Source organism: Myxococcus sp. MH1 (genome assembly GCF_059738865.1).
On the sequence record NZ_AP026947.1, the window covers coordinates 253,379 to 277,472 of the forward strand.

At 71.9% G+C, this 24,094-nt stretch carries 20 protein-coding genes and 1 pseudogene; 10 read left to right on the forward strand and 11 right to left on the reverse strand.

Translation table 11 applies throughout. The annotated features are described in order from the left end of the window. Positions 1 to 192: 192 nt before the first annotated feature. Together AC6JA9_RS00970 and AC6JA9_RS00975 are read right to left on the reverse strand one after the other, a co-directional pair. Positions 193 to 1,215, reverse strand: a complete 1,023-nt coding sequence (locus tag AC6JA9_RS00970) for a sigma-54 interaction domain-containing protein (protein ID WP_483579377.1) — start codon at positions 1,213 to 1,215, stop codon at positions 193 to 195. Between the two features lie 6 nt (positions 1,216 to 1,221). Then, positions 1,222 to 1,590: pseudogene (locus AC6JA9_RS00975) on the reverse strand (response regulator); the annotation flags it as partial. Between the two features lie 206 nt (positions 1,591 to 1,796). Here AC6JA9_RS00975 and AC6JA9_RS00980 point away from each other — a divergent pair. From AC6JA9_RS00980 to AC6JA9_RS01010, 7 genes are all read left to right on the forward strand, one after another. Next, complete coding sequence (locus AC6JA9_RS00980) at positions 1,797 to 2,159, forward strand: hypothetical protein (protein WP_223752097.1); 363 nt, start codon at positions 1,797 to 1,799, stop codon at positions 2,157 to 2,159. Between the two features lie 144 nt (positions 2,160 to 2,303). Then, entirely contained in the window at positions 2,304 to 2,660 is a 357-nt protein-coding gene (locus AC6JA9_RS00985) for a hypothetical protein (protein WP_223782069.1), read from the forward strand. A gap of 416 nt (positions 2,661 to 3,076) precedes the next feature. Then, complete coding sequence (locus AC6JA9_RS00990) at positions 3,077 to 3,430, forward strand: hypothetical protein (RefSeq protein WP_223782070.1); 354 nt, start codon at positions 3,077 to 3,079, stop codon at positions 3,428 to 3,430. 47 nt (positions 3,431 to 3,477) lie between these two features. Then, entirely contained in the window at positions 3,478 to 3,972 is a 495-nt protein-coding gene (locus tag AC6JA9_RS00995) for a PTS sugar transporter subunit IIA (protein WP_223782071.1), read from the forward strand. 248 nt (positions 3,973 to 4,220) lie between these two features. Continuing rightward, positions 4,221 to 4,718 carry a PTS sugar transporter subunit IIA gene (locus AC6JA9_RS01000; protein WP_223782072.1) on the forward strand — a complete coding sequence of 166 codons (498 nt, stop codon included), beginning with the start codon at positions 4,221 to 4,223 and terminating at the stop codon, positions 4,716 to 4,718. A 106-nt stretch (positions 4,719 to 4,824) separates the two neighbouring features. Beyond that, positions 4,825 to 5,898 (forward strand): saccharopine dehydrogenase family protein, encoded by a 1,074-nt coding sequence (locus AC6JA9_RS01005; RefSeq protein WP_223782073.1) that lies wholly within the window; start codon positions 4,825 to 4,827, stop codon positions 5,896 to 5,898. Between the two features lie 287 nt (positions 5,899 to 6,185). After that, complete coding sequence (locus AC6JA9_RS01010; RefSeq protein ID WP_223752091.1) at positions 6,186 to 7,346, forward strand: methyl-accepting chemotaxis protein; 1,161 nt, start codon at positions 6,186 to 6,188, stop codon at positions 7,344 to 7,346. Positions 7,347 to 7,409: 63 nt separating this feature from the next. Here the strand turns inward: AC6JA9_RS01010 and AC6JA9_RS01015 are convergent, their stop codons facing one another. From AC6JA9_RS01015 to AC6JA9_RS01045, 7 genes are all read right to left on the reverse strand, one after another. Next, positions 7,410 to 9,065 (reverse strand): formate--tetrahydrofolate ligase, encoded by a 1,656-nt coding sequence (locus AC6JA9_RS01015; RefSeq protein ID WP_497958950.1) that lies wholly within the window; start codon positions 9,063 to 9,065, stop codon positions 7,410 to 7,412. A 265-nt stretch (positions 9,066 to 9,330) separates the two neighbouring features. Then, complete coding sequence (locus AC6JA9_RS01020; protein WP_497958951.1) at positions 9,331 to 10,485, reverse strand: TSUP family transporter; 1,155 nt, start codon at positions 10,483 to 10,485, stop codon at positions 9,331 to 9,333. After that, the gene (locus AC6JA9_RS01025; RefSeq protein ID WP_497958952.1) at positions 10,482 to 11,084 is read right to left on the reverse strand and encodes a rhodanese-like domain-containing protein; all 603 of its coding nucleotides are present in this window, start codon (positions 11,082 to 11,084) and stop codon (positions 10,482 to 10,484) included. The genes AC6JA9_RS01020 and AC6JA9_RS01025 overlap by 4 nt, the downstream gene beginning before the upstream one ends. Before the next feature lie 114 nt (positions 11,085 to 11,198). Beyond that, positions 11,199 to 11,909, reverse strand: a complete 711-nt coding sequence (locus tag AC6JA9_RS01030) for an MBL fold metallo-hydrolase (RefSeq protein ID WP_408888465.1) — start codon at positions 11,907 to 11,909, stop codon at positions 11,199 to 11,201. Positions 11,910 to 12,083: 174 nt separating this feature from the next. Beyond that, on the reverse strand, positions 12,084 to 13,367 hold the full coding sequence (locus tag AC6JA9_RS01035; protein WP_497958953.1) for a sigma-54 interaction domain-containing protein: 1,284 nt from the start codon (positions 13,365 to 13,367) through the stop codon (positions 12,084 to 12,086). A 299-nt stretch (positions 13,368 to 13,666) separates the two neighbouring features. Continuing rightward, complete coding sequence (locus tag AC6JA9_RS01040) at positions 13,667 to 14,938, reverse strand: NAD(P)/FAD-dependent oxidoreductase (protein ID WP_223782078.1); 1,272 nt, start codon at positions 14,936 to 14,938, stop codon at positions 13,667 to 13,669. 219 nt (positions 14,939 to 15,157) lie between these two features. Further along, a complete protein-coding gene (locus AC6JA9_RS01045; RefSeq protein WP_497958954.1) occupies positions 15,158 to 17,875 on the reverse strand; it encodes an AsmA family protein in 2,718 nt (905 codons plus the stop codon). Between the two features lie 572 nt (positions 17,876 to 18,447). On the opposite strand from AC6JA9_RS01045, the gene AC6JA9_RS01050 reads away from it, so the two are divergent. Together AC6JA9_RS01050 and AC6JA9_RS01055 are read left to right on the forward strand one after the other, a co-directional pair. Further along, positions 18,448 to 19,803, forward strand: coding sequence for a DUF2254 domain-containing protein (locus AC6JA9_RS01050; RefSeq protein WP_223782491.1), 1,356 nt, complete (start codon positions 18,448 to 18,450; stop codon positions 19,801 to 19,803). Between the two features lie 22 nt (positions 19,804 to 19,825). Continuing rightward, positions 19,826 to 20,296 (forward strand): MgtC/SapB family protein, encoded by a 471-nt coding sequence (locus tag AC6JA9_RS01055; protein WP_223752083.1) that lies wholly within the window; start codon positions 19,826 to 19,828, stop codon positions 20,294 to 20,296. A gap of 7 nt (positions 20,297 to 20,303) precedes the next feature. Here the strand turns inward: AC6JA9_RS01055 and AC6JA9_RS01060 are convergent, their stop codons facing one another. Both AC6JA9_RS01060 and AC6JA9_RS01065 read right to left on the reverse strand, forming a co-directional pair. Then, entirely contained in the window at positions 20,304 to 22,181 is a 1,878-nt protein-coding gene (locus AC6JA9_RS01060; protein ID WP_497958955.1) for a SulP family inorganic anion transporter, read from the reverse strand. Positions 22,182 to 22,287: 106 nt separating this feature from the next. Continuing rightward, complete coding sequence (locus AC6JA9_RS01065; RefSeq protein ID WP_223752081.1) at positions 22,288 to 23,229, reverse strand: LysR family transcriptional regulator; 942 nt, start codon at positions 23,227 to 23,229, stop codon at positions 22,288 to 22,290. A 71-nt stretch (positions 23,230 to 23,300) separates the two neighbouring features. Here AC6JA9_RS01065 and AC6JA9_RS01070 point away from each other — a divergent pair, with 71 nt between their 5' ends. Beyond that, on the forward strand, positions 23,301 to 23,876 hold the full coding sequence (locus tag AC6JA9_RS01070) for a peroxiredoxin-like family protein (protein ID WP_497958956.1): 576 nt from the start codon (positions 23,301 to 23,303) through the stop codon (positions 23,874 to 23,876). The last annotated feature ends 218 nt before the right edge of the window (positions 23,877 to 24,094 follow it).

Sequence of the window (24,094 nt, forward strand, 5' to 3'; positions counted from 1 at the left end):
GGGGTGCGCGCGCCCGGTGTCCCGTCTCACGGAAGGCTGGAGGCGCACGGTCGCGCCCGGTGTGGCGTTGGCTCATGCTCGGCCTGGCGTCGGCTCGTGCTCGGGCGCCTCATGTGACGGGGACTCATGCCCCTGGTCCCCGTCCCGTGCGCGACCTGTCCACCTTCCGCAAGACACGGGCTGCCCGTGGGCTCAGCTGTCTGCCTTGCCTCCGGATTCGTACTTCTTGCGCTTGCGCCACAGCGTGGACGCGTCGATGCCGAGCACCTTCGCGGCCTCGTCCAGCGTGGGCGCGGAGGCCATGACCCGCAGCGTGTGCTCGCGCTCCACCTCCTCCAGCGTGTGCGGCCCGCCCAACGCCACCACCGTGCCCGCCGCAGCGGCGATGCGGTCCGGGAACGCCTGCGGCTCCAGGACTCCCGCGGGCCACACGATGAGCGCCCGCTCGATGGCGTTTCTCAGCTCACGCACGTTGCCCGGCCATGGGTACGCGAGCAGCATCTGCTCCGTCGCGGGCGACAGCTCCGGCGTCACCGGCCGCTGTCCTGTCCTCGCGAAGAACGCCACGAAGCGTCTCGCCAACGCGAGCAGGTCCTCGGGCCGCTCACGCAGCGAGGGCAGCTTCACCTCGATGACGTTGAGCCGGTAGAACAGGTCCTCGCGGAACCGTCCCTCCGCCACGTCCTTCTCCAGGTCCCGGTTCGTCGCCGCCACCACCCGCACGTCCGCCTTGCGCGTGCGGCCTTCTCCCAGCCGCTCGAACTGCTTCTCCTGGAGGAAGCGCAAGAGCTGCGCCTGGAGCGACGGGCTCATCTCCGCGATTTCATCCAGGAACAGCGTGCCGCCCTCCGCCTGCTCCACGCGGCCGGGCTGGTCCTTCACCGCTCCCGTGAACGCGCCTCGCACGTGGCCGAACAGCTCGCTCGCCAGGAGCTGCTCCGACAACGTCGGACAGTTCACCGTGACGAAGGGTCTGCGCCTGCGCACGCTCATCGAGTGCAGGGCTCGCGCGAGCACGCCCTTGCCCGTGCCGCTCTCTCCTCGCAGCAGCACCGCCGCGTCGGAGGTCGCCGCTCGCGACACCAGCCCTATCGCCGCGTGCATCACGGGAGAGGAGGTGTCCAGCGTGGCCTCCGGCACCGCCTGCGCGAGCTGTCCCTCGAGGCTCTCCAGCTGCGAGGACAGCGCCCGGTGCTCCCGTGAGCGGTCCAGCACGTGTCTTATCTGCGCGGGCGTGAAGGGCTTGGGCAGATAGTCGCGCGCGCCCCGGCGCACCGCCTCCACCGCCGTGTCGAACGTCGCGTACGCGGTGATGAGCACCACGTCCAGGTTCGGTGACTCCGCGAGCAGGCGGGGCAGCAGGTCCAGGCCACTCGCGGTCCCCAGCTTCAGGTCGACGAACGCCAGGTCCGCGGGCCCCTGGGCGAGCGCCGCCAGCGCCGCCTCCGGCGTGGCCGCCTCTCGCACCTCGCAGCCGAAGCCCTCCAGGCAGACCCGCAGCGTGTGGCGGATGTTGCGCTCGTCGTCCACCACCAACACCCGCATCGGCCGCTCGCCGGAAACCGGGGTCGGCTCCATCCGTGCATCCATGCGTTGATTCTAAGTGCATCGGCCGCGCCCGGCCGTGTCTCGTTGGGGCTCGTGCGTCGTGTCGGGGACTTCCGCGCACCGCACCGTGCGATGCGCAACCCCGGGGCCGCTCCCGTCGTGCAGGCTGCAACCCGGGCCGCCACTTCTTCACACCCGCGACAACGAATCCTGGCGCGTCTCCCCTCATTCCGGTGGAACATGGGGCCATGGGTCCGAACGGGAACGAGGGGGAAGCGGAGAACATCTTCACCCGGGACAGGGCGCCCACCCGCAGCCAGAAGCGCGTCCGCCAGACGGTGACGCTGGGCCTCGTCGTGCTGGTGCTCGCCGGGGTGTGGGCCTACCTCCAGGGCGGAGAGAATCGCGCGCTGAACGCCTTGTCCCCCGCGCAGCGCGAGGCGCTCTTCCAGGAGACCCGCGACGACATCCGCCTGCTGTGCATGGGCGACGCCGGGCCCAAGCTCCTCAAGCGCTGCCAGAAGCAGGCAGAGTTCCTCACGCGCTTCTCCGAGTGCGACGAGGCGTGCCGACAGGAGCTCGCGCCCCTGTTGCAGCAGGCCGTGCGCTGACGTCGAGCGGGTGGGCCCTTGCGCGATGCATGGCTTCGCGCGCGCCTGCTTGCCGAATGCAAGGGTCCTGGACCTCGGTGATGGGAGCCCTGCTCGGAGGTGGCCTCGTGCCCTGGCGGCACGGGGTTTGCCCCTGGGGAGCCCATGCGTCCCGAGCTCCGTCTGGTCCCTGACTCCACTCCCCAGGCCCCCTCGGCGCCGCCCTCCCTGGCGAGCCCCTGGTGGAGGGACCTGCTCTGCATCCTCGCGCTGGGGGCCTCCCTGGCGCTCGTCGTGGGCTGGTTGGGCTCGGAGCGCCGCGCCGTGCTGTCCCTGGAGCCCGATGAGCGTGCCCTCGTGTTCCAGGAGTCGTGGGACGGCTTCCAGCAGCTGTGCTCGGCGCCTTCTCCGCCCGGCCTGATTCCTCGCTGCCGGGAGCAGGCCCGCTTCCTCCTGCTGTTCCCCGAGTGCCAGGGGACCTGTCAGGAGCAGGCCCGGCTGCACGGTCGGGCCCTTCGCTGACCGCGGTCCGCCAGCGCGGCTCGAACACGCTTCCAGTCCGCGACTCCGGAGCGCCGCGTCCGCGCTGCGGTGGCTCGACGCTCCGGTGAGCTCCTCCCACGGAATTCCGCCCTCGTGCCGGGGCTGGCATGCGTCCCCGACGTCGCGAGCGCCCTGGAGTGTCACGTCCCTCGTGGGCGCCGGGCGCGGTTTGCAGTCATCGCGGTCGGAGCGGAATGACACGGCGCTCGGGGGGAGACCTCGCGTGTCGCGAGGCTCGGTGGCCCTTGAGGTTGCGGTCTGCACGGTGGGGCCGAGCTCGCTCGGGGAAAAGTGGCCGGATTCCGGGCGTCTGGTGGTGGGGGTGGTCGGCACGGTGGATGCGATGGAGGTGCCTCGTGCCGGGCGATGTGCGGCCCGGTCCTTGGGAGGACTTCATGGTGCTGCGTCGATTCGTGAGGTCGATGGTTCGTCGGGAGGCTCGGCGTGAGCCTGGCCTGTTGCTCGGGGAGGCGCCGCTCAAGGCGGTGCGTCTGCTGGGCGCGGAGCGGCTGGCCGAGGCGCGTGGGCGTGCGGAGCATGCCTTGAAGGGGGCTCGGCGGTGCTCGTGCTGCCGAGGGTTGCTGGAGCATCTGCATGACCGGCTCGGCTCCACGTTGTTCCTGGATGATGACCCGGAGCAGCTCGCGCGGGCGTTCGACGCGGAGGAGCGCGATGGGTTCACGGCTCGCGTGCTGGCGGCGTGCATCGTCCTGTCGGGTCGCGAGCGGGTGGCGGCTCCGGCGCTCTGAGGTTCACGGTGGTGGGCCCGGGACTGCTCGGGCCGTGGGAGGTCGTCATGTTGAGGTGGACTGAGTTCCTGGAGGTCGAGGCCATCCGTCCGTCGCTGCGGGCGCGGGAGCGGGTGGGCGTGCTGCACGAGCTGGCGGGGATGATGGCGGATGAGGCGGGAGTGCCCGCTCGCGAGCTCGCCGTGCACCTGCTGGCGCGCGAGCAGCTCGGCTCGACGGCGATGGAGGGCGGCGTGGCGGTGCCGCACTGTCGACATGCTCGCGCTGGACGCATCGTGACGTGTCTGGGCATCCATCGGGGCGGGCTGGCCTTCGGTGAGCCCGAGGATGGACTGGTGCGCATCTACGTGGGCCTGGTGTCGCCGCCGGATACCGGGGGCCTGCACCTCAACGTGCTCTCCCGCATCGCCACGTTGCTGCATGACGCGCGTGTTCGTGACGCGCTGATGGCGGCGGCCTCTCCGGCGGCGGTTCGCGCGCTGCTGGTTCGCGCGGAGGAGGAGGTGCTCCCGCTTCGCGGTGAAGTGGCCGTGGCGCGCTGAGTCGTGCCCTCGGAGGCGAGGCTGTTGTTGCTCGCGTGGCAGCGCGGCGCGGGTTCGGGCGTCGCGGGTCCTGGTTTGGGGGAGTCCGAGAGCCTGAGAGGAGCGGGGTGGCTCGGACCTGGTCCGGAAAAACGCGAGAGAAGTGTGTAGTGGGCTCGAAGAATTCGCGGGGAGGGATGCGGATTCGCGAGCGCGGATGCATCTCTGCGCCGACTCGGGCGGTGGCGGCTTGCCCGAGGAGGTGCGGCATGTTGCGGTGGACGGATTTCCTGGAGGTCGACGCTGTCCGCCTGTCGTTGGAGGCGCGAGAGCGGGTGGGCGTGGTGCACGAGCTGGCGGGGCTGATGGCGGCCCGCGCCCGGGTGCCCGCGAAGGAGCTGGCGGAGCACCTGCTGGCGCGCGAGCGACTGGGCTCGACGGCGATGGCGGGGGGCGTGGCGGTGCCGCACTGCCGGCTGGTCGGTGTGCCGCGCATCGTCACGTGCGTGGGGATTCATCCGGAGGGCCTGGACTTCGGCGAGGCCAACGGCGGGCGCGTGCGCGTCTTCGTGGGGATGGTGTCTCCGCCGGACCCTGCGGGCCTGCACCTCAACGTGCTCGCGCGCATCGGCGCGCTCTTGCGCAACGCGAGGCTGCGTGAGGCGCTGCTCACCGCGCCGTCTCCGGCGGCCTTGCGCGCGCTGCTGGTCTGCGTGGAGGACGCGCACGTGAGCCAGCGCTCCGAGGCCGCCGTGGCGCGGTGGTGAGGCGCTCAGTCCTCGCGCGGACTTGTCGAGATAGCGAACAGATGGTGACGGGCCGGCCGATACGCCGGGCCTCCCGACGCGGCGCGTCCTGGTAGCGTCGCCAGCCGTGACGACGACCTCGACCACCTCGCCTCGCTGGCTGTTGTATGGCGCCTCCGGCTACACCGGCCGCCTCATCGCGGAGGAGGCCGTGCGCCGCGGCCACCGCCCTGTGCTGTCCGGCCGCTCCCGCGAGAAGCTCGCGCCCCTGGCGGAGCTGCTCGGCCTGGAGGTCCGCCCCGCGTCGCTCGACGACCCACGCCAGCTGGCCGCCGCCATGGACGGCCTGCCGCTCGTGCTCCACGCCGCCGGCCCCTTCGTCCACACCAGCGAGCCCATGCGCCTGGCGTGTCTCGCCGCCGGCGCCCACTACCTGGACATCACCGGCGAGATTCCCGTCTTCGAGGACTCCTTCCGCCACGACGCCGACGCCAAGGCCCGCGGCGTCTCGTTCATGTCCGGCGTCGGCTTCGACGTCGTCCCCACCGACTGTCTGGCCCGCTACGTCGGCGAGCAGGTCCCCGGCGCCACCGAGCTCGACATCGCCATCGCCGCCGTCTCCCAGGCCAGCGCCGGCACCACCAAGTCCGCCCTCATCCAAATCCCCGAGGGCGGCAAGGTCCGCCGCAACGGCCGGCTCGAGCCCTACCCCATGGGCCACGGCACCCGCCGCGTGCGCTTCAGCGACCGCGAGCGCTCCGTCATGCCCATCCCCTGGGGTGACCTCTCCACCGCGTTCCACACCACCGGCATCCCCAACATCACGACGTACATGGCCTTCCCCGCCAACAGCGCCCGCGTCCTGCGGTGGACCCACCCCATCCTCCGCCGCGCCCTGAAGCTCGCCCCCGTCCGCGATGGCCTGATGAAGCTCGTCGACGCCCGCGTGAAGGGCCCCGGGGCGGACCTGCGCACGTCCAGCCGCTCGTACGTCTGGGCCCAGGCCCGCGCCCCGGATGGCCGCTCCGCCCAGGCCTGGCTGGAGGTCGCCGAGGGCTACCTCTTCACCGCCCGTTCCTCCGTCCTCGCCGTGGAGGAGCTGCTCGCCCAGCCCACCCCCGGCGCCCTCACCCCCGCGGGTGCCTTCGGCGCCGACTTCGTCCTCCGCGTCGAGGGCTCCCGCCGCTTCGACGCCCTATGATGATCCACCCAAGTCCCGGGTCCGTTTGACCCCAGACTGGTGGAAAACCGCGCGGGGCCGGTGTGTGTCAATGAGCGGGGGTCCCTTAGCAGCCGGGTCTCAGTTGGCTATCCTGCACTTCGGCGGATCACCGGTCCGTCCGAGCTTCAGGGAGTCCACGGGGCTCCTCGGAAGGATGGCGACATGGACGGGCGCTGCAGGCTCCTCGGGGAGTCGCGCTTCAACTGCCGGAACCTGGCCGGGGCGGACGGGGTGCGTGGAGACTCGGGTGGGACGGAGGCCGTTCGGTGCGCTTGAAGCTGAAGCAGAAGGTGATGCTGTCCCCGGTGGCCGCGGCGGTGCTCCTCGTGGTCCTCGTCGTGGTGGCGCTGGCGGGCGGTCCGACGTGGCTGGTGGTCGTGCTGGCGCTCCTGGCGATGGGGACGACGGCGGGGCTCGCGTGGTGGCTGCACCGTGACCTGGCCGAGCCGCTGACGCGATTGTCCGAGGTGGCGCGGCGCATCGCGCATGACGGTGATTTGTCGCAGCCGCTGGAGCTGGGGCGGCAGGACGAGGTGGGCGAGCTGAGCCGGAGCCTGCAGGTGATGGCGGACCGGCTGCGCGACGTGCCGGCGACGCTGAAGTCCGTGGTGGAGGAGCTGTCCTCGGCGGCCACGCGGCTGACGCAGGCGAGCCAGGACCAGGTGAACTTCCTGACGAACCAGTCGCGCAGCCTCACCGAGGCGAGCACCACCATCGCCGAAATCGCGCAGACCTCCAGCATGGCCGCGAGCCGCGCGGAGATGGTGCTCAAGGTGGCCGCGCAGGCGGACCAGTTCAGCTCCTCCGGGCAGCACTCCATCGAGCAGAGCGCGGAGGGCATGCAGCAGATTCGCGAGCGCGTGGGCGCGCTGGTGGGCAGCATCGCGCACCTGAGCGACCAGGCCGTGCACGCCGGCGAAATCATCAGCAGCGTGAAGGATTTGGCGGACCAGTCCAACGTGCTCGCGCTCAACGCCGCCATCGAGGCCGCGCGCGCGGGCGAGGAGGGCCGGGGCTTCGCGGTGGTGGCGCGGGAGATGCGCGCGCTCAGCGGGCAGTCGCTCCAGAGCACGCAGCGCATCGGGAAGATCCTGCTCGAGATCAACCAGGCCATCCGCCAGACGACCTCCATCGCGGAGGGCGACAGCGAGAAGATGGAGCAGAACATCGAGCAGGTGCTGGCCTCGGCGAACTCGCTGAAGGAGATCACCACCGTGGTGCAGGAGAGCAGTCAGGCCGCGCGCCAGATTGTCGCCTCCGTCACCCAGCAGAACGCGGGCATCGCGCAGATGACCGAGGTGATGACGCAGCTGTCCTCGATGATGGCGGACGTGGTGACCTCCACCATGACGGCCGAGGAGGCCGTGACCCAAATCAACGCCACCCTGGGACGGCTCGAGTCGCTGTCCACGTCGTTCCGCGCGTAGCCCCTGGCGCTCCGGGCGGCCCCCTCGACGAGAGCGAGGTGAGGGCCGCCCGTCGAAGCCGCGTCACTCGCCCTGCATGAGCCCGGTGATGCGCCCGTCCTCGTGGACGGTGATGCGGCGGGCGGCGGGCTCGCGAGGCAGGCCCGGCATGGTGAGGATGTCGCCGGTGAGCGCGACCATGAAGCCCGCGCCCGCGGACAGGCGCACCTCGCGCACGGTGAGCGTGAAGCCGCGCGGCCGGCCCTGCTTCGTCGCGTCATCGGAGAGCGACAGGTGCGTCTTGGCCATGCACACCGGCAGCTCCGCGCCGCCCAGCTCGCGCACGGTTTCGAGGTCCTTGCGCGCGGAGGCGGTGAAGGCCACGTCGTCCGCGCCGTACACGGTGCGGGCAATCGCGCGGACCTTCTCCTCGGGGGACTGCTTCACGTCGTAGAGGAAGCGCGGGGTGGGTGGAGACGCGTCCGTGCCGTCGAGCATCGCGAGCACCCGGTCCGCCAGCTCCAGCGAGCCCTCGCCGCCGCGGGTGAAGCCGTCACACACCGCCATCTCCACGCCGCGCTCCCGGCCGAAGGCGCGCAGGGCATCCAGTTCCTCCTGCGTGTCCTGGGGGAAGCGGTTGACGCAGATGACCGCGGGCAGGCCGAAGGCGCGCACCGATTCGAGGTGCTTGTCCAGGTGGTCGAAGCCTCGCGCGAGCGCCGCGCCGTCCGGCTCCGCGACGCGGGCGAGCGGGGTGCCGCCGTGGTACTTGAGCGCGCGCAGCGTGGCGACGAGGACGACGCCGCGCGGCCACAGGCCCGTGCTCCGGCACTTGATGTCGAGGAACTTCTCGGCGCCCAGGTCGAAGCCGAAGCCCGCCTCCGTGACGACTTCGTCCGCGTACGCGAGGCCCATGCGCGTGCCCACCACGGAGCTGCACCCGTGGGCGATGTTGCCGAACGGGCCCGCGTGCACGAGCGCGGGGCCGCCCTCGCGCGTCTGGACGAGGTTGGGCATCAGCGCGTCCTTGAGCAGGGCGACCATGGCCGCCGCCGCGTCCACGTCCCTGGCGCGCACGGGCTTGCCGTCCGGTGCGTGGCCCACGACGACGCGGCCCAGGCGCTCCTCCAGGTCCTTGAGGTCCTCGGCCAGGGCGAGGATGGCCATGACCTCGCTGGCGGCGGTGATGTCGAACGCGCCCTCGCGCGGCACGCCGTGCGCCTTGCCGCCCAGGCCCACGATGACGTTGCGCAGGAAGCGGTCGTTCATGTCCAGCGCGCGCCGCCAGCGCACCCGCGTCGAGTCGATGGCCACCGGCTGGCCGTAGTACACGGCGTTGTCCACCAGCGCGGCGAGCAGGTTGTTGGCGCTGGTGATGGCGTGCAAATCACCCGTGAAGTGCAGGTTGATGTCCGCCGCGGGCTCCAGGCTGGCCTGCCCGCCGCCGGTGCCTCCGCCCTTCACGCCGAAGACGGGGCCGAGGGACGGCTCGCGCAGCGCGGCCACGGCGCGGCGTCCTCGGCGACGCAGGCCCATGGCCAGCGCCACGGACATGGTCGTCTTGCCCTCGCCCGGAGGCGTGGGGTTGATGGCGGAGACGAGCACGAGGCGGCCTTGTCTTCCGCCCTGCTTGCCGAGTGCACCGAGGGAAACCTTGGCGCGGTTCGTGCCCCACGGGTGCACGTCGTCGGGGGACAGGCCCAGTTCGGCGCCCACTTCTGCGATGGGTCTCAGCTTCATGCAGGGGACTCTCGACGCGCGCGGGGCACGGGTCAACCGATGTGGTGTGGGCCCGTCCGGGGCGGGACGGATATGGGCGCGGGGTGCGGTGCCGCGCGGCGGACGGATGTGGGGGCGCGCTGGGCGGGACGTGATGGCGATGCGGTGACAGGGCGGGGTGTGCGCCGCTGGTTGGGAGGTGCGGTGTGGCACTTGCTCGTGAGGCGCCTGGTGCTGATAGGCGAGCACCGTGACGCCGGGGTGTCCGCACGGAAGTGTCTTGGTGTCAGAGCCCTCGCGCCGTGGTTCGCTGACGGGCCGTGCGCAGGTGCTTTCGCACCATGAGGGTGGAGAGCCCCACGCCTGTCGCCAGGATGAGCCAGGGCCAGGCTCCCGCGCTGGCCAGTCGTCGTGTCAGGTCGCCGAGCGCGGTGCGCGGGAGTTGGGCCAGGAGCAGGAACGTCGCGGTGGCGAGCACGAAGAGGGCGAAGCCTCGGCGCAGGACTCCGGGGGCCACGCGTCCGGCGAATCTTCCTCCGAGCATGCTCCCCACGAGGGCGATGGCGAGCACCTCGCTCGTGAGGCGCCAGGGGAGCTCCGCATGGCCCAGATGGCCGATGAGCCCCGCGGCGCACTGGAGCGCGATGACCACCAGCGAGGTGGCGGTGGCCATCGGCGTGGACAGGCCGACCAACGTGAGCGCGGGGACGATGAGGAAGCCGCCTCCCGCGCCCACGAGCCCCGAGAGCGTTCCTACGCCCACTCCCTGCACCACCACGCGCACCACGGAGACGGAGGAACCGCTCGCGATGCTCGCGGGACGTGGCTCCTCGGTGCGCCCCAGGGACACGGAGGAATCGCTCTTGATGCTCGTGGGATGTGGCTTCTCGGTGGGCCCCATGGAGACGGAGGAGTTGCTCTCGATGCTCTCGGGACGTCGCTTCTCCGTGGGCCGCGTGTGCTGGTCGACAGCGGTCGAGATGCCTGGCTCGGCTTCCGTAACCTTCACTGCATTCTGTACGGACGTAGCTCGTGCGTCCGAGATGCCGGTCGTGACGTGGCCGCTCGTCACCGGCGTAGGTGCATCCGAGCGCAGCAGCATGGCGACCGAGGCCGCGACCATCACCCCCGCGAAGCACAGCAGCAACATCGTGGGCGACAGGAGCGGGTTGAGCTTTCCTCCCAGGAACGCCCCCGCCATCCCTCCCGCTCCGAACAGGAGCGCCGTGCGCCACCGCACCCGGCCCGCTCGCGCATGCAGCAGCGCGCCGCTCGCGCTCGTGACGCCCACCACCACCAGGGACATGGCGATGGCCGTGCGCGGCTCCACTCCCAGCACGTACACCAGGAGCGGCACCGTGAGGATGGAGCCCCCGCCTCCCAGCAACCCCAGCAACACTCCCACGAGCAACGCGCCCGCCATCCCCACGGCCCACATCATGGACGACTGCCTCCTCCAGGCTTCGCGACCGCGAGCAGGTCCCGGACCTCTCGCAGCGTCTTCTCGAACGCCGCCGCGTCTCCTCGCTCCTTCGGCGGCTCTGCCTGGAGCGCATCCAGCACCGCACCCAGTTCCTCGCGAGAGGGCTCCGGTGGCAGCGACTCCACCGCGGGCACGCGCATCCCCGTGAGCCTCGCGCGCAGGGTGTCTCGCACCTGTCCGAGGCTCGGGAGCGGCTCCGTCGTCAGTCGCACCACCGGCAGCGCATGCGCGTTCCACGCGAGCATCCCGCCCGCCAGGTTCATCACCCGAGTGAAGCCCATCGCCACCAACTGCGTGGCCGCCTTCGCGGACCTCGCACCCGAGCGACAGATGAGCAGCACCTCCGTGTCCCTCGGCCACAACGTCGCCGCCTCGCGCAGGGTGGCGAGCGGCGCCGGATGCACGCCCTCGAGGTGACCCAGAATCCCATCCAGCTCGACGGGCTCGCGCACGTCCACCAGGTGCAGCCCCGGGGGCCGCCCGGTCGCGAGCTGCTGGACGTCCACGTCGCGATAGCCCTCCGGCCGGGGAGGGGCGTTGTCGTAGAGGTGACTCAAGCTGCGGCTCCTTCGATTCGAGCAAAAGGGTCCCCGCTCCGCGTCCCTCGGGGGAGGCGGCTGGGGCTCTGGAGGTGCGGGACTGGCGACGTGCCCCAGCGGGCACGGGTCACATCACGCGGACGGTGACTGGGAATCCGCCGGGGCGGTGAGACCGCAGGCGCGATTGGCCGGCACGGCCACGTCCAGCTTGCGCGGCGGCGGAATCTGTCGCGACTTCATGAAGTGCACGAAGTCGTCCCGCGTCCTGCCCGCGAGGCGTGGGTTGTGTCGCTTCTCCTCGCCCACCGAGGACGACGTGAAGCCCGCGTAGTCATGGGCGGGGAACACCTCCGTCGCGTCGGGCAGGACGAACAGCTCGCGGGTGATGGAGTCGTAGAGCTGCCCCGGGTCTCCATTCTGGAAGTCCGTGCGGCCCGTGCCGCGCACCAGCAGCGCGTCCCCCGTGAACAGTCGGCCGTCGCACAGGAAGCTCAGGCTGTCGTCGGTGTGACCCGGCGTCTCCAGGACGCGCAGCTCCAGCTGGCCCACCCGCACCACGTCGCCATGCTGGAGCTGCCGGTCGACACAGGGCGCGCCCTTCGCTGACGCCATCACCCGGGCGCCCAGGCGCTCGCGCAGCTGCCCGGCGCCGGTGACGTGGTCCGCGTGCACGTGCGTCTCCAACACCACCACCAGCTTCAACCCCAGCTCCTCCAGCAGCCGGGTATCCCGCTCCACCTGCTCCAACACGGGGTCGATGAGCACCGCCTCCCGCGTCGCCGGGTCCGCCAACAGGTAGGTATAGGTCGAGGACTCCGAGTCGAAGAGCTGCCGGAAGAGCATGTCCACTTCCCTCCTGGGTTGGTCGCAGCGCATGTCCAGCGGTACTGCGAGCCCCATGCCAGCGATGCGGCTCCGAGTGACGGCCCGAGCGCGCCGGTCGTTGCACCCACTTCGAGGAAACAGGTGAAACACCTGGGTGAAACGGCCGCCCTGGATTCGAGGACGGTCGCTCGCTCAGCGCGCAGCTTCGCCCAAGGTCCGCAGGCGGCGCCAGAGTGTCACGCGACTGACGCCGAGCAGGCGCGCGGCCTCGGAGCGATTGCCGCCCGCCCGGGTGAGGGCCGCGCGTACCTGCTCCTCGTCGAGCGTGGCGCCGGTCGTCGCCACGGGGAGGTGGGTGAGCGCCTTCGCCTCGGAGAACTCGGGGGGCAGGTCCACCTCGCGCAGCACCGCGCCCTCGCCGATGACGTAGGCGTACTCCATGACGTTGCGCAGCTCGCGCACGTTGCCGGGCCACCCGTGGGACTCGAGCAGCTTGCGCGCACCAGGCGCGATTCGCTCCACACGCCGCGTCCCCCGCTGGTGCAGCTCGTCGAGGAAGCGCAGTGCGAGCGGAAGAATGTCGCCCCGACGTTCTCTCAAGTTGGGGAGAAAGATGGGGACGACACGCAGGCGGTACATGAGGTCCGCGCGGAAGCGGCCGGCCTCGACCTCGCGACGCAGCGCGCGGTGGGTGGCGGCGATGATGCGCACGTCCACGGGGACGGGGGCGCGGCCACCCACGGGGATGACGGTGCGCGTCTCGAGGACTCGCAGCATCTTCGCCTGGAGGTCGAGGGGGAGCTCCGCGACTTCATCGAGGAAGAGCGAGCCGCCGTGCGCGAGCCGGAAGTGTCCCGGGCTGTCTCGCACCGCGCCAGTGAAGGCGCCGCGCACGTGGCCGAAGAGTTCGCTCTCCAGGAGGTTGGGGGGGAGGGCCGCGCAGTTGATGGCTCGGAAGGGGCCCTTGCCGCGAGGGGACAGTTCGTGCAGCGCGTGCGCGATGTGCTCCTTGCCCGTGCCGGACTCGCCTCGCACGAGCACGCTCGATTCGGTGCGCGCGACCTTCTCGACGATGCGGAAGACGCGGCGCAGCTCCGCGTCCTGGGTCCACAGGCCGTGGAACACCTCGGCGCCCTCCAGGGCGGGAGGGGAGGTGTCCTGGCGGACGGTGAGCGCCCAGCCGTCCTTGCCGAGCGCCGTCGCGCGGACCCGGATGGTGCCTCCGGCGCGTAGCCTCGCGGTCGTCTCGCGTCCGGTGGTGAGGAGTGCGTCCAGGCGCTCGGCGCCACCCTGGAGGGAGAGCAGCTCCGTGAGCGGGGTGCCCTCGCGCACGGGGGCGACGAGCTGGGACTCCAGCGCGGAGGTCGCGCCCACGACGCGGCGCTCCGCGTCCACGAGGAGGACGGCGCCCGCGAGCGCGTCGAGCGCGGACAGGGCGAGCCGAGGCGGACGCTGCGGAGGGCGGGACGTGGGCATGCTCCGGGGTGCATAGCGCGGAGCGGGTTCGCGGGCACGCCCGCGACGGTCCGTTCGCCGCATGCGCGGCATGCCGTCGCCGTGGCGCAGGATGGCGCACGTGGCGGTTCATGCTCGGCGGCGCGGCCTGCCGCTGCCGTGGAGGAGGGGCGGCCATGCGCAGGCTCATGCCTGGCGGCGAGGCATGCCGTTGCCATGGCGCAGGTGCTGGCGACGTGCGCGGTGCGCGTGGCCGCTCATGCCTGGTGGCGTGCCGCCGCTGTCGCGCCGACGCGCACGGGGTGCACGCCCGCGGTGTCTCACGCCCGCCCGCGCAGCATGCCCTTCCAGTAGAGCTGCGGCAGGCCGTACTTCTTCATCAGCCACATGTCCCGTCGCTCCTGCATCGTGTCGATGAGCGGGAAGCTGGGCGTGGGCTTGCCGTCGTAGTCGAACTCCGCGAGCAGCAGCTTCCCGTAGCCCGTGGTCAGCGGACACGAGGCATACCCATCGTACCTCGCGGTGGGCGCACGGCCCGCCATGACGTCGCGCAGGTTGCGCACGAGCACCGGCGCCTGCTTGCGGATGGCGGCCCCCGTGCGACTCGTGGGCAGGTCCGACGCATCCCCGAGCGCGAAGACGTTCGGGAACACCGGGTGCTGGAGCGTGTGCTTGTCCGCGCGCACCCAGCCACTGCACGCCCCCTCGCGCGAGGTGAGCGGACTGTTCCGGATGAAGTCCGGCGCGCTCTGCGGCGGCGTGACGTGGAGCAGGTCGTAGCCCAGCGTGACGCGTGTCTTCTGCCCGTCCCGCATCGTCTCGAACGTCGCCTCTCGCCGCGCTCCATCCACCGCGACCAGGTCATGTCCGAAGTGCGTCTGGATGCCGTAGCGCTTCACCACGTCCTCCAGCACCCGCGCGAAGGGCTGCACCCCGAAGATGGCCTTCGCCCCCGAGCCGAACACCACCCGCGAGCGCTCCAGGATGCCCGTGCGTCGGAAGTGGTCGGCGGCCAGGTACATGATCTTCTGCGGCGCCCCCGCGCACTTCACCGGCGTGGCCGGATGCGTGAAGAGCGCCGTGCCGCCCTTGAACGCCTGGAGCATCCGCCACGTCTTGGGCGCGAGCCTCACGTCGTAGTTGCTGCTGACGTGCTCGGTCTCCAGCGCGTCGCGCAGACCCCGCACCTTGTCCCAGTCCAGCTGGATGCCCGGCGCCACCACCAGGAAGTCGTAGCCCACGCGCAGGCCGCCGCGCGTCCGCACCTCCTGCCGGACGGGGTCCACCTCCTCCGCGGCGTCCTTCAGCCACTTCACGCCCCGGGGGATGAGGTCGGCCTCGTCGCGCACGGTGTCCTCGACGCGCGCCTCGCCCGCGCCCACCAACGTCCAGAGCGGCTGGTAGTAGTGACGCTCGGAGGGCTCCAGGATGGCCACGCCCTTCTGCCCCAGCCTCGCGAGCCGCGCCGCCACGCAGATGCCCGCCGTGCCTCCGCCGATGATGAGCACCCGGTGACGCTCGCTCACGGGTGCCACGTAAGGCATGGGCGTCGTCGCCGGGTCGGTGCAGCCGCAGTCCTCGCTCGCGTCCATCGTGCTCGCTCCCTGCCTGGGTGAAGTCGGCAGGGGGCCTTAGCAGGGCGCATGCCACCATCGTCCCCGAGTGCGGCCCGTGTGTGCGCTGGCGCGCGGCGCTGTTTCACACTGTTTCAGGGTGTTTCATGCAACACGGCCCGGAGGAGCGAGCGCCCTGGAGAGGACGTCCGCTCGACCGGGCCGTGGGGGCTCCCGTCGTTGCGTGCGCTCGGAGCGCTACTTCCCGAAGATGCCGCGCAGGCGCTTCTTGGCTTCCTCTTCCGCGCGCTTCTTCGCCTCGGCCTCCAGGCGCTTCTTCTCCTCCTCGGCCTTGGCCTCCATCTCCTTGCGCTTCGCCTCGGCGTCGGCGCGCAGCTTCTCCTCGCCGCCCTCGATGGCCTGCTGCACCTGCTTGCCGCGCTCACCGCCGATGAGGTTGCCCGCGAGCGAGGACGCCGCCAGCTTCGCCAACGTCGTCACCGCCGGCTTCACGTCCACGCCCGTCACCTCGGGCTTCCACGCCGGACCCGTCAACTTCAGGCCCACCGGGATGTCCGACGGCGGCGTCACCTTGCCCAAGGTCAGCGTCTTCACCGTCGACGGCGTCAGCGCCACCGCGCCCGTGAGGTCCAGCGTGCCGTCCAGCTTGATGCCACCGTCGAAGCTCATCGCCGCCTCCGGCCGCGTCCACGTGATGGGCTTGGACAGCTGCGCGACGCCGTTCTTGATCTGCACGCCGAAGGGCAGGTTCTCGCTGAGCGACGTCACCTCGTTGCTCTTGAGCGCCTTGGAGGCGAAGGGGAGCGCCTTGGCGAGCGGCTCGGAGACGGACGACACCAGGTCCTTGCCCAGGAGCGTGCCGCCCAGGATGTTGCCGCTGATGCCGCCCAGCAGCGTCTCCTTGAGCTTCTCCGGCGTGTAGCCGATGCCCTTCACGTCCACGTTCCCGTTGAACGTGCCCGTCATCACCTTGCGCGGCGTGGCCTGCGCGATGGCGTCCGCCACCTGCACGCCCTCCACCTTCACCTTCGCCTCGAACGGGCGCTGCGGCGCCGCGGGGCCCAGGCGGATGCTCGTCCCGTCCGCGACCACCTTCCCGCCGAACACCCCCGAGGAGAACTTCTCCACGGTGATGAGGTCGTCCGTCATCTTCACCACGCCGGTGACGTTGGTGAGGTCCATCTGCGTGTAGCGCAGCGTGCCCACCGCGAAGCGGAGGTCGCCCCGGTAGCCGTTGAAGCGCGCGGGGTCCTCGGGAGGCAGCTCCGCGGACTCGGGCGCGGGCACCGTGCCGCCGTTGCGCGCCGCCAGCTCCTGCTCGTCGAACAGCAGCGCGTCCGCGTCCAGCTTGTTCGCCTTCACGTCCGCGGAGAACGTCGTCGTCTGCTTCTTGCCCGTGCCCGCCGTCGCGAACGACGCGCTGCCCGTCACCGTGTCTTGGAGGATGTTCGCCGTCATCTTCGGCACGTCCACCTTCATGCCCACGCCGCCCTTGCCGGGCGCGTACGTGCCCGCCGCGGCCAGCTCCATCCGCTGGCCCGGGGCCTTGTCCACCAGCAGGCCCGGGCGCAGGTCCACGCCGGACAGGTCCGCCTTCGCGTCGAACTTCAGCGCGCCGCCGCTCGCCGCCGCGCCCGTGAGGTTCGCGGTGAGCTTCATGGCGCCGCCCGCGTCCTTGGTGAGCTGCGCGGGCACCCGCAGGCGCACCGGCGTCAGGTCCACCGACACGTTGATGGCCTGCGCGGCCTGCGTCCCGCTGGCGCGCACGTCCAGGCCGATGGGACCGGCAATCATCCCCTGGAGTTGCTTCTTCAGCGGCGGGTAGTACTCGGCGAGCACGGCCGGGTCCAGGTTGCGCCCCACCAGCTCGAAGCCCTCCACCGACGGCGTGTCCGACAGCATGCCCTTCACGCGGCCCTTGCCGGTGATGTTCGCCGGGCCCAGGTCCAGCTTCAGCTTGTCGAGCGACAAGTCCCCCGTGGCCAGGTCTCCGGCGACGTCCGTGTCGAGCACCACGTCCAGCGCCTTGCCACCCTCGGCGCCCGCGAAGCGCAGGCCCAGCGCGGAGATGGCGCCGACCAGCCGCGTGGGGCCCTTGCCACCGGGCACCGCGCCGCCGAGCTCCGCCTTCCAGTCCGCGTCCAGCGTGCCCGCCTGCAGGCCCACGTCGGGCGGCAGGAAGGGACCCAGCGGGGACAGGTCAATCTTCTCCGCCTTGAGCGTCACGCGCTCCGGCGTGGGAATCAGCGTGGGCGGCAGCGGGGCCGCGTGCAGCGAGAGCTTCAGGTTCTGCTTCTGCGCGAGCACCGCCGCGGCCAGGTCCACCACCAGCGGCTTGCCGGCGCGCAGGTCCTTCACCTCGATGTCCAGGTCCTTCACCGCCAGCTCGCGCGCGCCCTGTCCCCCGGCGCGGTCGACGAAGCGGATGGTGCCGTCGGTGAGCGCCGCGCGCTCCACGTGCACGCCGGACAGGTCCGTGGGCTTCGACTCCTCCTCGGGCTTCGGCTCCTCGGGAGGGGACTGCTCCTCCAGGCGCTGGAGCAGGCGCTGCACGTTGGTGGTGCCGTCGGCCAGGCGCACCACGTTGACGGTGAGGCCGGACACCTCGGCGTTCTTCACCTGGATGTCCTTGCCGCTCGAGGAGAGCAGCGGGCCCACGGCCACGCTGACGTCCACCTTGGCGAGCGTCGCGAGCGGCAGGTCCTCGCCCTCCGCGGCGCCGATGGAGACGTCCTCCACCACCGCGCCCACGCTGGGGAAGAGCTGGGTGGAGATGTCGCCGATTTCAATCGGGCGGCCCAGCTTCTGCGAATACGTGGCGGCCTGCTCCCTGGCCGTCTTCAGCAGGATGGCGTCGAGCCGCCAGAGCACCACGAGCACGGCGACGACGAGGAGCGCGAAGACTCCCCCGAGCACGTACGGCCAGCGGCGCTTCTTCTTCACGACGTCGGACATCGCTTGGTTCCTCCTCAGGTGAGCGGCCCCGGGTCTCGGCCCGGCGCGGAGCCTGGGCTCACGTCGGGACGCTTAGCCCAGCCCGGGGCGTGCCGCACGCGTCTGGCGCGGCCACGTATCGGGGTGGCTCGGCGGGGGCCTCATCTCATCCCGGGACGGTGGAGGGGGCTGGAAATGCACGCCGCCAGGGCGCGGGGCCCGTCCGGTCGTCCCGGGGGCGAGAGCGGAGGCGCCAGCCGGCCCTCTGGCGCCTCCTTGCCACCCAACACGCTCCAGGTATCCACGGGCGCGCCGCGAGGGAAGGGGTGTGCTCCCGCTTTCGAGGTGGGCAGAGGTGTTACCGCGAGGCCGCCTCCCAGGTGGTGGAGCTCGTCGAGGCAGGTGCGGAGCGCTCACGGGCGGTGCGGACGCTCGTCTCGCGGGCCGGGCCCGCGTTGTGCCCGCCTCCGTGGGGGCCCAGCTTCGACGAAGAGGGGCTGGGGTCGGGCAGGGGCGGGGCGCATGGCACGGAGGTGACGCACATGGCGGGCGCACAGGCGTTTGCGCGGGCGGAGGCACGGCCGGGGCAAGGGATGCGGGCCCGGCCGCGAGAGGCCTTGCCCCTGCGCGGACGGGTGCGTCACCAGTCCTGGATTCCGCCCGTCGTGGGAGCCGCTCTCGGCGCCTGTCTGGCCGTGCTCCTGGTGGAGCCCTCCCCGACCCTCCTGCCCCGCCTGCTGAGTGGCGCGGCCTGGCGGGCCACGGCCGCCGAGGCGCGCGGCATGCTCTCCGCGGTGCTGGGCATCGCGCTGACCTCGCTGAGCATCGTGCTGTCCTTGTCCATGCTCGTGGTGCAGAACGCCGCGGGGCAGTATTCGCCACGTCTATTGCGTCTGTATCTGCATGGCACTGGCATCCGCGTGGTCATCCCGGTGTTCGTGGCCACGAGCGTCTTCTGCCTCGTGGCGGCGCATGAGTTCGGGTTCGTCTCGGGGCTGGAGCGCATGCCGCGACCGGCGCTCGCCCTGGCCATGCTGCTGCTCATCGCCTGCGAGGGGGCGCTCGTCTTCCAGGTGCTCCAGACCTTCCAGCTCATGCGCGTGGAGAACCTGGTCCGGCGGGTGCGTCAGGAGACGCTGACGGTCGCGCGCGAGCTCGAGCGGTTCCGCGAGGGGGACCTGGAGGCGCCACCTCCCGCGCGTGTTCGCGCGGCGGTGGCGATGCCGCTGCGAAGCCCTGGTGACGGCTTCATCGCCGCCGTCGATGCGAAGGCCCTGCTGGAGGTGGCGACGACGAAGCGCTGGGTCATCCATCTGGAGCGCGCCATCGGCGAGCCGGTGATTCGGGGGGAGCAGGTCGGCCAGGTCGAGGTGGAGCCTGCCCGAGGGCCCCCCTCGCGGCGGGAGCTGGTGGAGGCGATGGGCCGCGCCATCCGCCTGGACCACTGGCGGGACGAGGACCGGGACATTGCCCTGGGCGTGCGGCAGCTGGTGGACGTGGCCCTCAAGGCCTTGTCCCCTGGCGTCAATGACCCGTACACCGCCGTCGAGGCGCTGGACCAGCTCACGTTCCTCCTGTGCGAGCTGAGCCCGATGCGCCTGGGGCCCCGGGTGCTGGCGGACGACGCCGGGACGCCGCGCGTGTTCCTGCACGGCCCCACGCTGCGGGACTACCTGGCGTCGGTCGCGGAGCCGCTCCTGCGTTATGGCGCCTCGGAGCCCACCGTGGCGCTGCGGCTCATGCGCCTGGCCGCGGCCGTGGGGCAGCGCGCGCGGGACGCGGAGGACCGGTCCGCGGCGCGTGAGCTGCTGCGCTCCATCCCGACCGTCGCGGAGCGGGCGGCGGGACAGGGCATCGGGGTGGGCCCGCTGCTTCAGCGTCACGCCGAGGCGCTGGAGCGGGCGCTCGACGGAGGGCCCATGCCACCGCTTCCGGCCATCGGTTTCTGAGCGGGCGCGCGAGGAGTCAGGGATGGCGGCCGAGTTCGGGAGTGGAGAGATTCTGGTCCGGCTGCTCGTGGCCGGGGGGGCCGGCATCGTCCTGGGGCTGCCGTACCGCAAGCGGCCGGGCGGGGTCCGGACGCACTACCTGGTGACGTTGGGCGCCGCCCTCTTCTGCACCTCCGGGGCGAACCTGATGGCGACCCCCGGGGAGGCGCTGCGCATCATCCAGGGCGTGGCCTCCGGCATCGGGTTCGTGGGCGCGGCGAGCGTGCTCAAGCGGGGGAGCGCCATCTTCGGCATCACGACGGCCGCCTCCATCTGGATTGCCGCGGCGGTGGGCTGTGAGGCCGCGCTGGGCAACCCGTTGCTCGCCGCTTGCGTGGCGCCCGGCATCTCCGTGACGAGCTGGCTGGTGGGGCTGCTGGAGATTCGCGTCTTCCACCGCCGCAGAATCATGCGCGAGCTGCGTGGGGAGCAGAAGGAGGACCCGCCGCGCTGAGCCGCCGTCACTTCGGAGGGCCGTGGGACGTGTCGAGCCGCGCGAGGGTGCGACGCAGCTGCTCCAGCCGTCGGCGCTCCGCCTCATCCTCCGAGGAGTCGTGTGCCTCATCGACGAGCTCGCCCAGGCGGTGGAGCCCATCCCGGATGAGGGCCCACTCCTCCTCCGAGTGGTGGGCCCTGCGGGTGAGGTACTCGATGACGCCGTTGAGCGTCTGCGGCTGGAGGTCCCCGTCGCCCAGGCGGTCCGTCACCCCGGTCCTGTCCAGCAGGGCCTGGGTGGGCGCGAGCACGCGGGACAACATCAGCGTGATGTCGCGCTGGTCGAGCGACTCCTTCAGCTCACCGAGCATGTCCGCGCCGGGCACGTCCAGGTCCGCCGTCACCTCCAGGTCCAGCAGCACCGTGTGCACGGGCGCGCTCGACTGGTCCACGTGCGCGATGACGGCGTCGCGCAGCGCGGTGGCGTTGGCGAAGAAGATGCCCTCGTTCGGCCGGAGTATCAGCAGGCCCGGGACGCGCAAGGGCGCCGGGCGGCGGTGGATGTCGGCGAAGTCCAGGGTGCCCGGGACGCGGCCCAGCTCGCTCAGCCGGGGCTGGCTCGCCCGCCACACGAGGAAGGCCACCGAGAGCCCCACCGACACCATCAACCCGGGGAGCACGTCGAGCACGAGGACGCTCAGCAGCGCGCCCATGGCCAGCAGGAAGTCGGTGCGGCGCAGCGCGAAGAGGCGGCGCATCTGCTTCACGTCCATCATCCCCGCGGTGGCCAGGACCACGATGGCGGCCAGGGTGGCCTCCGGCAGCGTGCGGAACAGGGGCGTGAAGAAGAGCGCCACCAGCGCGAGCAGGGCCGCGGCGAGCAGGCTGGGCATCTGCGTGCGCGCGCCGGCCGCGTCGTTGGCCGCGGACTTCGAGAGGCTGCAGCCCACCGAGAGCCCGCGGAAGAGCCCGGCGCCCAGGTTGGCCGCGCCCAGGCCGATGAGCTCCTGGTTCGCGTCCACCTCGTAGCGGTGCTTCGACGCGAGCACGCGCGCGGGGCCGATGGCCTCCGCGAAGGTGACCAGCGCGATGCCGCACGCGCCCGGCAGCAGGCCCAGCAGGTCCTTCAAGCCGACGTCGGGAATCGCGGGACCGGAGAGGCCCGAGGGGATGTCGCCCACCACCTTCACGCCGTGGCTTTGGAGTCCCAGCAGGCCGATGCACGCGGTGCCCAGCACGAGCACCACGAGGGACGCGGGCAGCTTCGGCACCCAGCGGCCCAGCACGAGCAACAGCCCCAGGCTCACCGCGCCGACGACGAGCGTGAGCGGGTGTGTCTGCGGCAGGTGGGTGACGAGGTCCCAGAGCCGCTCGAAGAAGTTGCCGCTCCCGGCCTGGATGCCGAGCAGCTTGGGCACCTGCTTGATGGCGATGACGAGCGCGAGCCCGAAGACGAAGCCCGTGAGGAGTGAGTCGGAGAAGAACTGGGCGATGCGGCCCAGCTTGAGCACGCCGGCCAGGATGGAGATGACCCCGGCGAGCATCGCGAGCGCGGCCGTCAGCGCGATGAAGCGCGGGGTGCCGCTCTCGGCGAGGCTCGCCACCGTGGACGCGGAGAGCACGGCCACCGTGGCGGAGATGGCGACGACGAGCTGGCGCGACGTGCCCAGCAGGGCGTAGAGCACCAGCGCCACCGGGCCGGCGTAGAAGGCGGCTTGCGGTGGGACGCCCGCCAGCTCCGCGTAGGCCATGGCCTCCGGTATCTGCAGCGCGGTGATGGTGAGCGCCGCCACCAGGTCGCGCTTGAGCGAGCTGGGGCGCCACGCGGGGAGCCAGGTGAGGAAGGGCAGGTGGCGGGCGAGAGGGCGCGCGTGGGAGGTGTGTCGCTGAGGATGCGTGGACATGCGGCGGCCCTCCGGCCCATCGGGTCCCCGCACATTGGAGAGCGCACCCCTCGCGGGCATCGCCCGATGGGACGGGGCGGCCAGGGAGCCGGGTGGGCGCGAGCGCTCAGGTGGCGCGCGCGCCCGGGGATGCGCCGGGCTTGTGGAGCAGCGGGCGGACCGCCGAGAAGACCTGGTCCCGCACCCACCGGTGCGCGGCGTCGTGCTGGAAGCGCTCGTGCCACTGCATGGCGAAGCGGACGCGCGGCAGGGCGATGGGAGGTGGGCAGGTCTCCAGGTCCAGCGCGCGGATGGCGTCAGCGAAGAGCGGCATGGGGACGTTCATCAGCAGGTCCGAGTGGGCCAGCGCCTGGAGTCCGGAGAGGAACGACGGCGCCTCCAGGGCGACGTGCCGCCGCAGCCCCTGGCGCGCGAGCAGCTCCGCCAGGGGGTTGACCCGCTCGCCGCCGACATGGACGACGACGTGCCCGTGGGCCAGCCAGCGCGAGAGCGTCAGGCGCTGGCGCAGCGCCGGGTGGCCTCGGCGTCCGACGACGGCGAACCGTGGCTCGGCCAGCAGTCGCGCGTGGGTGGTGGCGTCCGCGAAGTGCGAGGGCGCGAGCGCGAGGCACAGCGGGCCCTCGGCGAGCAGTCGCGGCAGCTCCGGAGACAGGGGCCGCGCGCGCAGGCTCAGCCCTGGGGCCGTCCGCTGGAGGGCGGCGAGGAGGTTCGAGAGCACGGGGACGAACAGGTCCGGCATCACCAGCGTCAGCGCCCCGGTGTACGTCGCCGGGTCGAACGCCGCCGGGAGGCTCACGGCGGCCTCGAGCGCCCGGAGGGCCTCGGTGAGCCGGGGGGCGATGGCCTCCGCGCGCGGCGTGGGCACGAGCCCCGGGCCCGAGCGCACCAGCAAGGGGTCACCCAGCGACTCGCGCAGGCGCCGCAGCCGATGGCTCAGGGAGGACTGGCTGATGCCGAGGCGCCGGGCGGCGCGCGTGACGTGCCGCTCCTCCAGCAGGACCTGCAGCGCGTGGAGGTGCGAGGGGTCGAGGCGGTCGAAGCGCATCATCGAATGATGCCATGATGCTCATGTCGGAGATGAAGCAGCGCGATGGAGCCCCGCGTCGCTAGGTTGCGCGAATGGACTCCAACAAGCGCTCCCGTCTCCAGGTCGGCGAGGTCATCGCCCCCTTCCTCGTCACCACGCTCACCCAGGGCTCGCTGGAGCTCCCGCTGCGGAGCGCCGGCGCGCTCACGCACCTGCAGTTCCGGCGGTTCGCGGGCTGCCCCATCTGCAACCTGCACGTGCGCAGGTTCGCCGCCGCCCGGGAGCGGCTGGAGGCGGAGGGGGTCCACCCGGTGGCGTTCTTCCACTCCACCGAGGCGTCCATGCGCCCCTATCAGGGGGACCTGCCCTTCCCCGTGGTGCCGGACCCGGGGCGTCGTTGGTACCGACACTTCGGGGTGGAGCAGTCCCGGGTCTCGGCGCTCCATCCGCGGGCCATGCTGGCGGCCGTGAAGGGGCTGGCCTCCGTCCCCTCGAATCCCTTCGCGGGGGAAGGCGGGGCCCAGGGGCTGCCCGCGGACTTCCTCCTGGATGCCACGGGGCGGGTGCTCGCCCTCCATCGGGGACGCCACGCGGATGACCACTGGGAGGTGGAGGACGTGCTCGCGCTCGCGCGGACCGCGAGGGGCCAGGAGGCTCGCGCCTCGTGAGGGGCTCACTTCGTCGTCACGACGAGAACGCATCCTGACACGCGAGCGTCCGCCGCACGACGGACCCACGGGCGCGGACACGCAAGGGTGATTCACCACACGGTCAACCGTGACCTCGGGGGCGACGTGGCGGGTTGAGCGCAGGACGGCCTCCGACGTCTGCCCTTGTTTCCGCCTACCCCTTCCGGCGCACAGTGCGGACACTGGGGCCCGTCAAT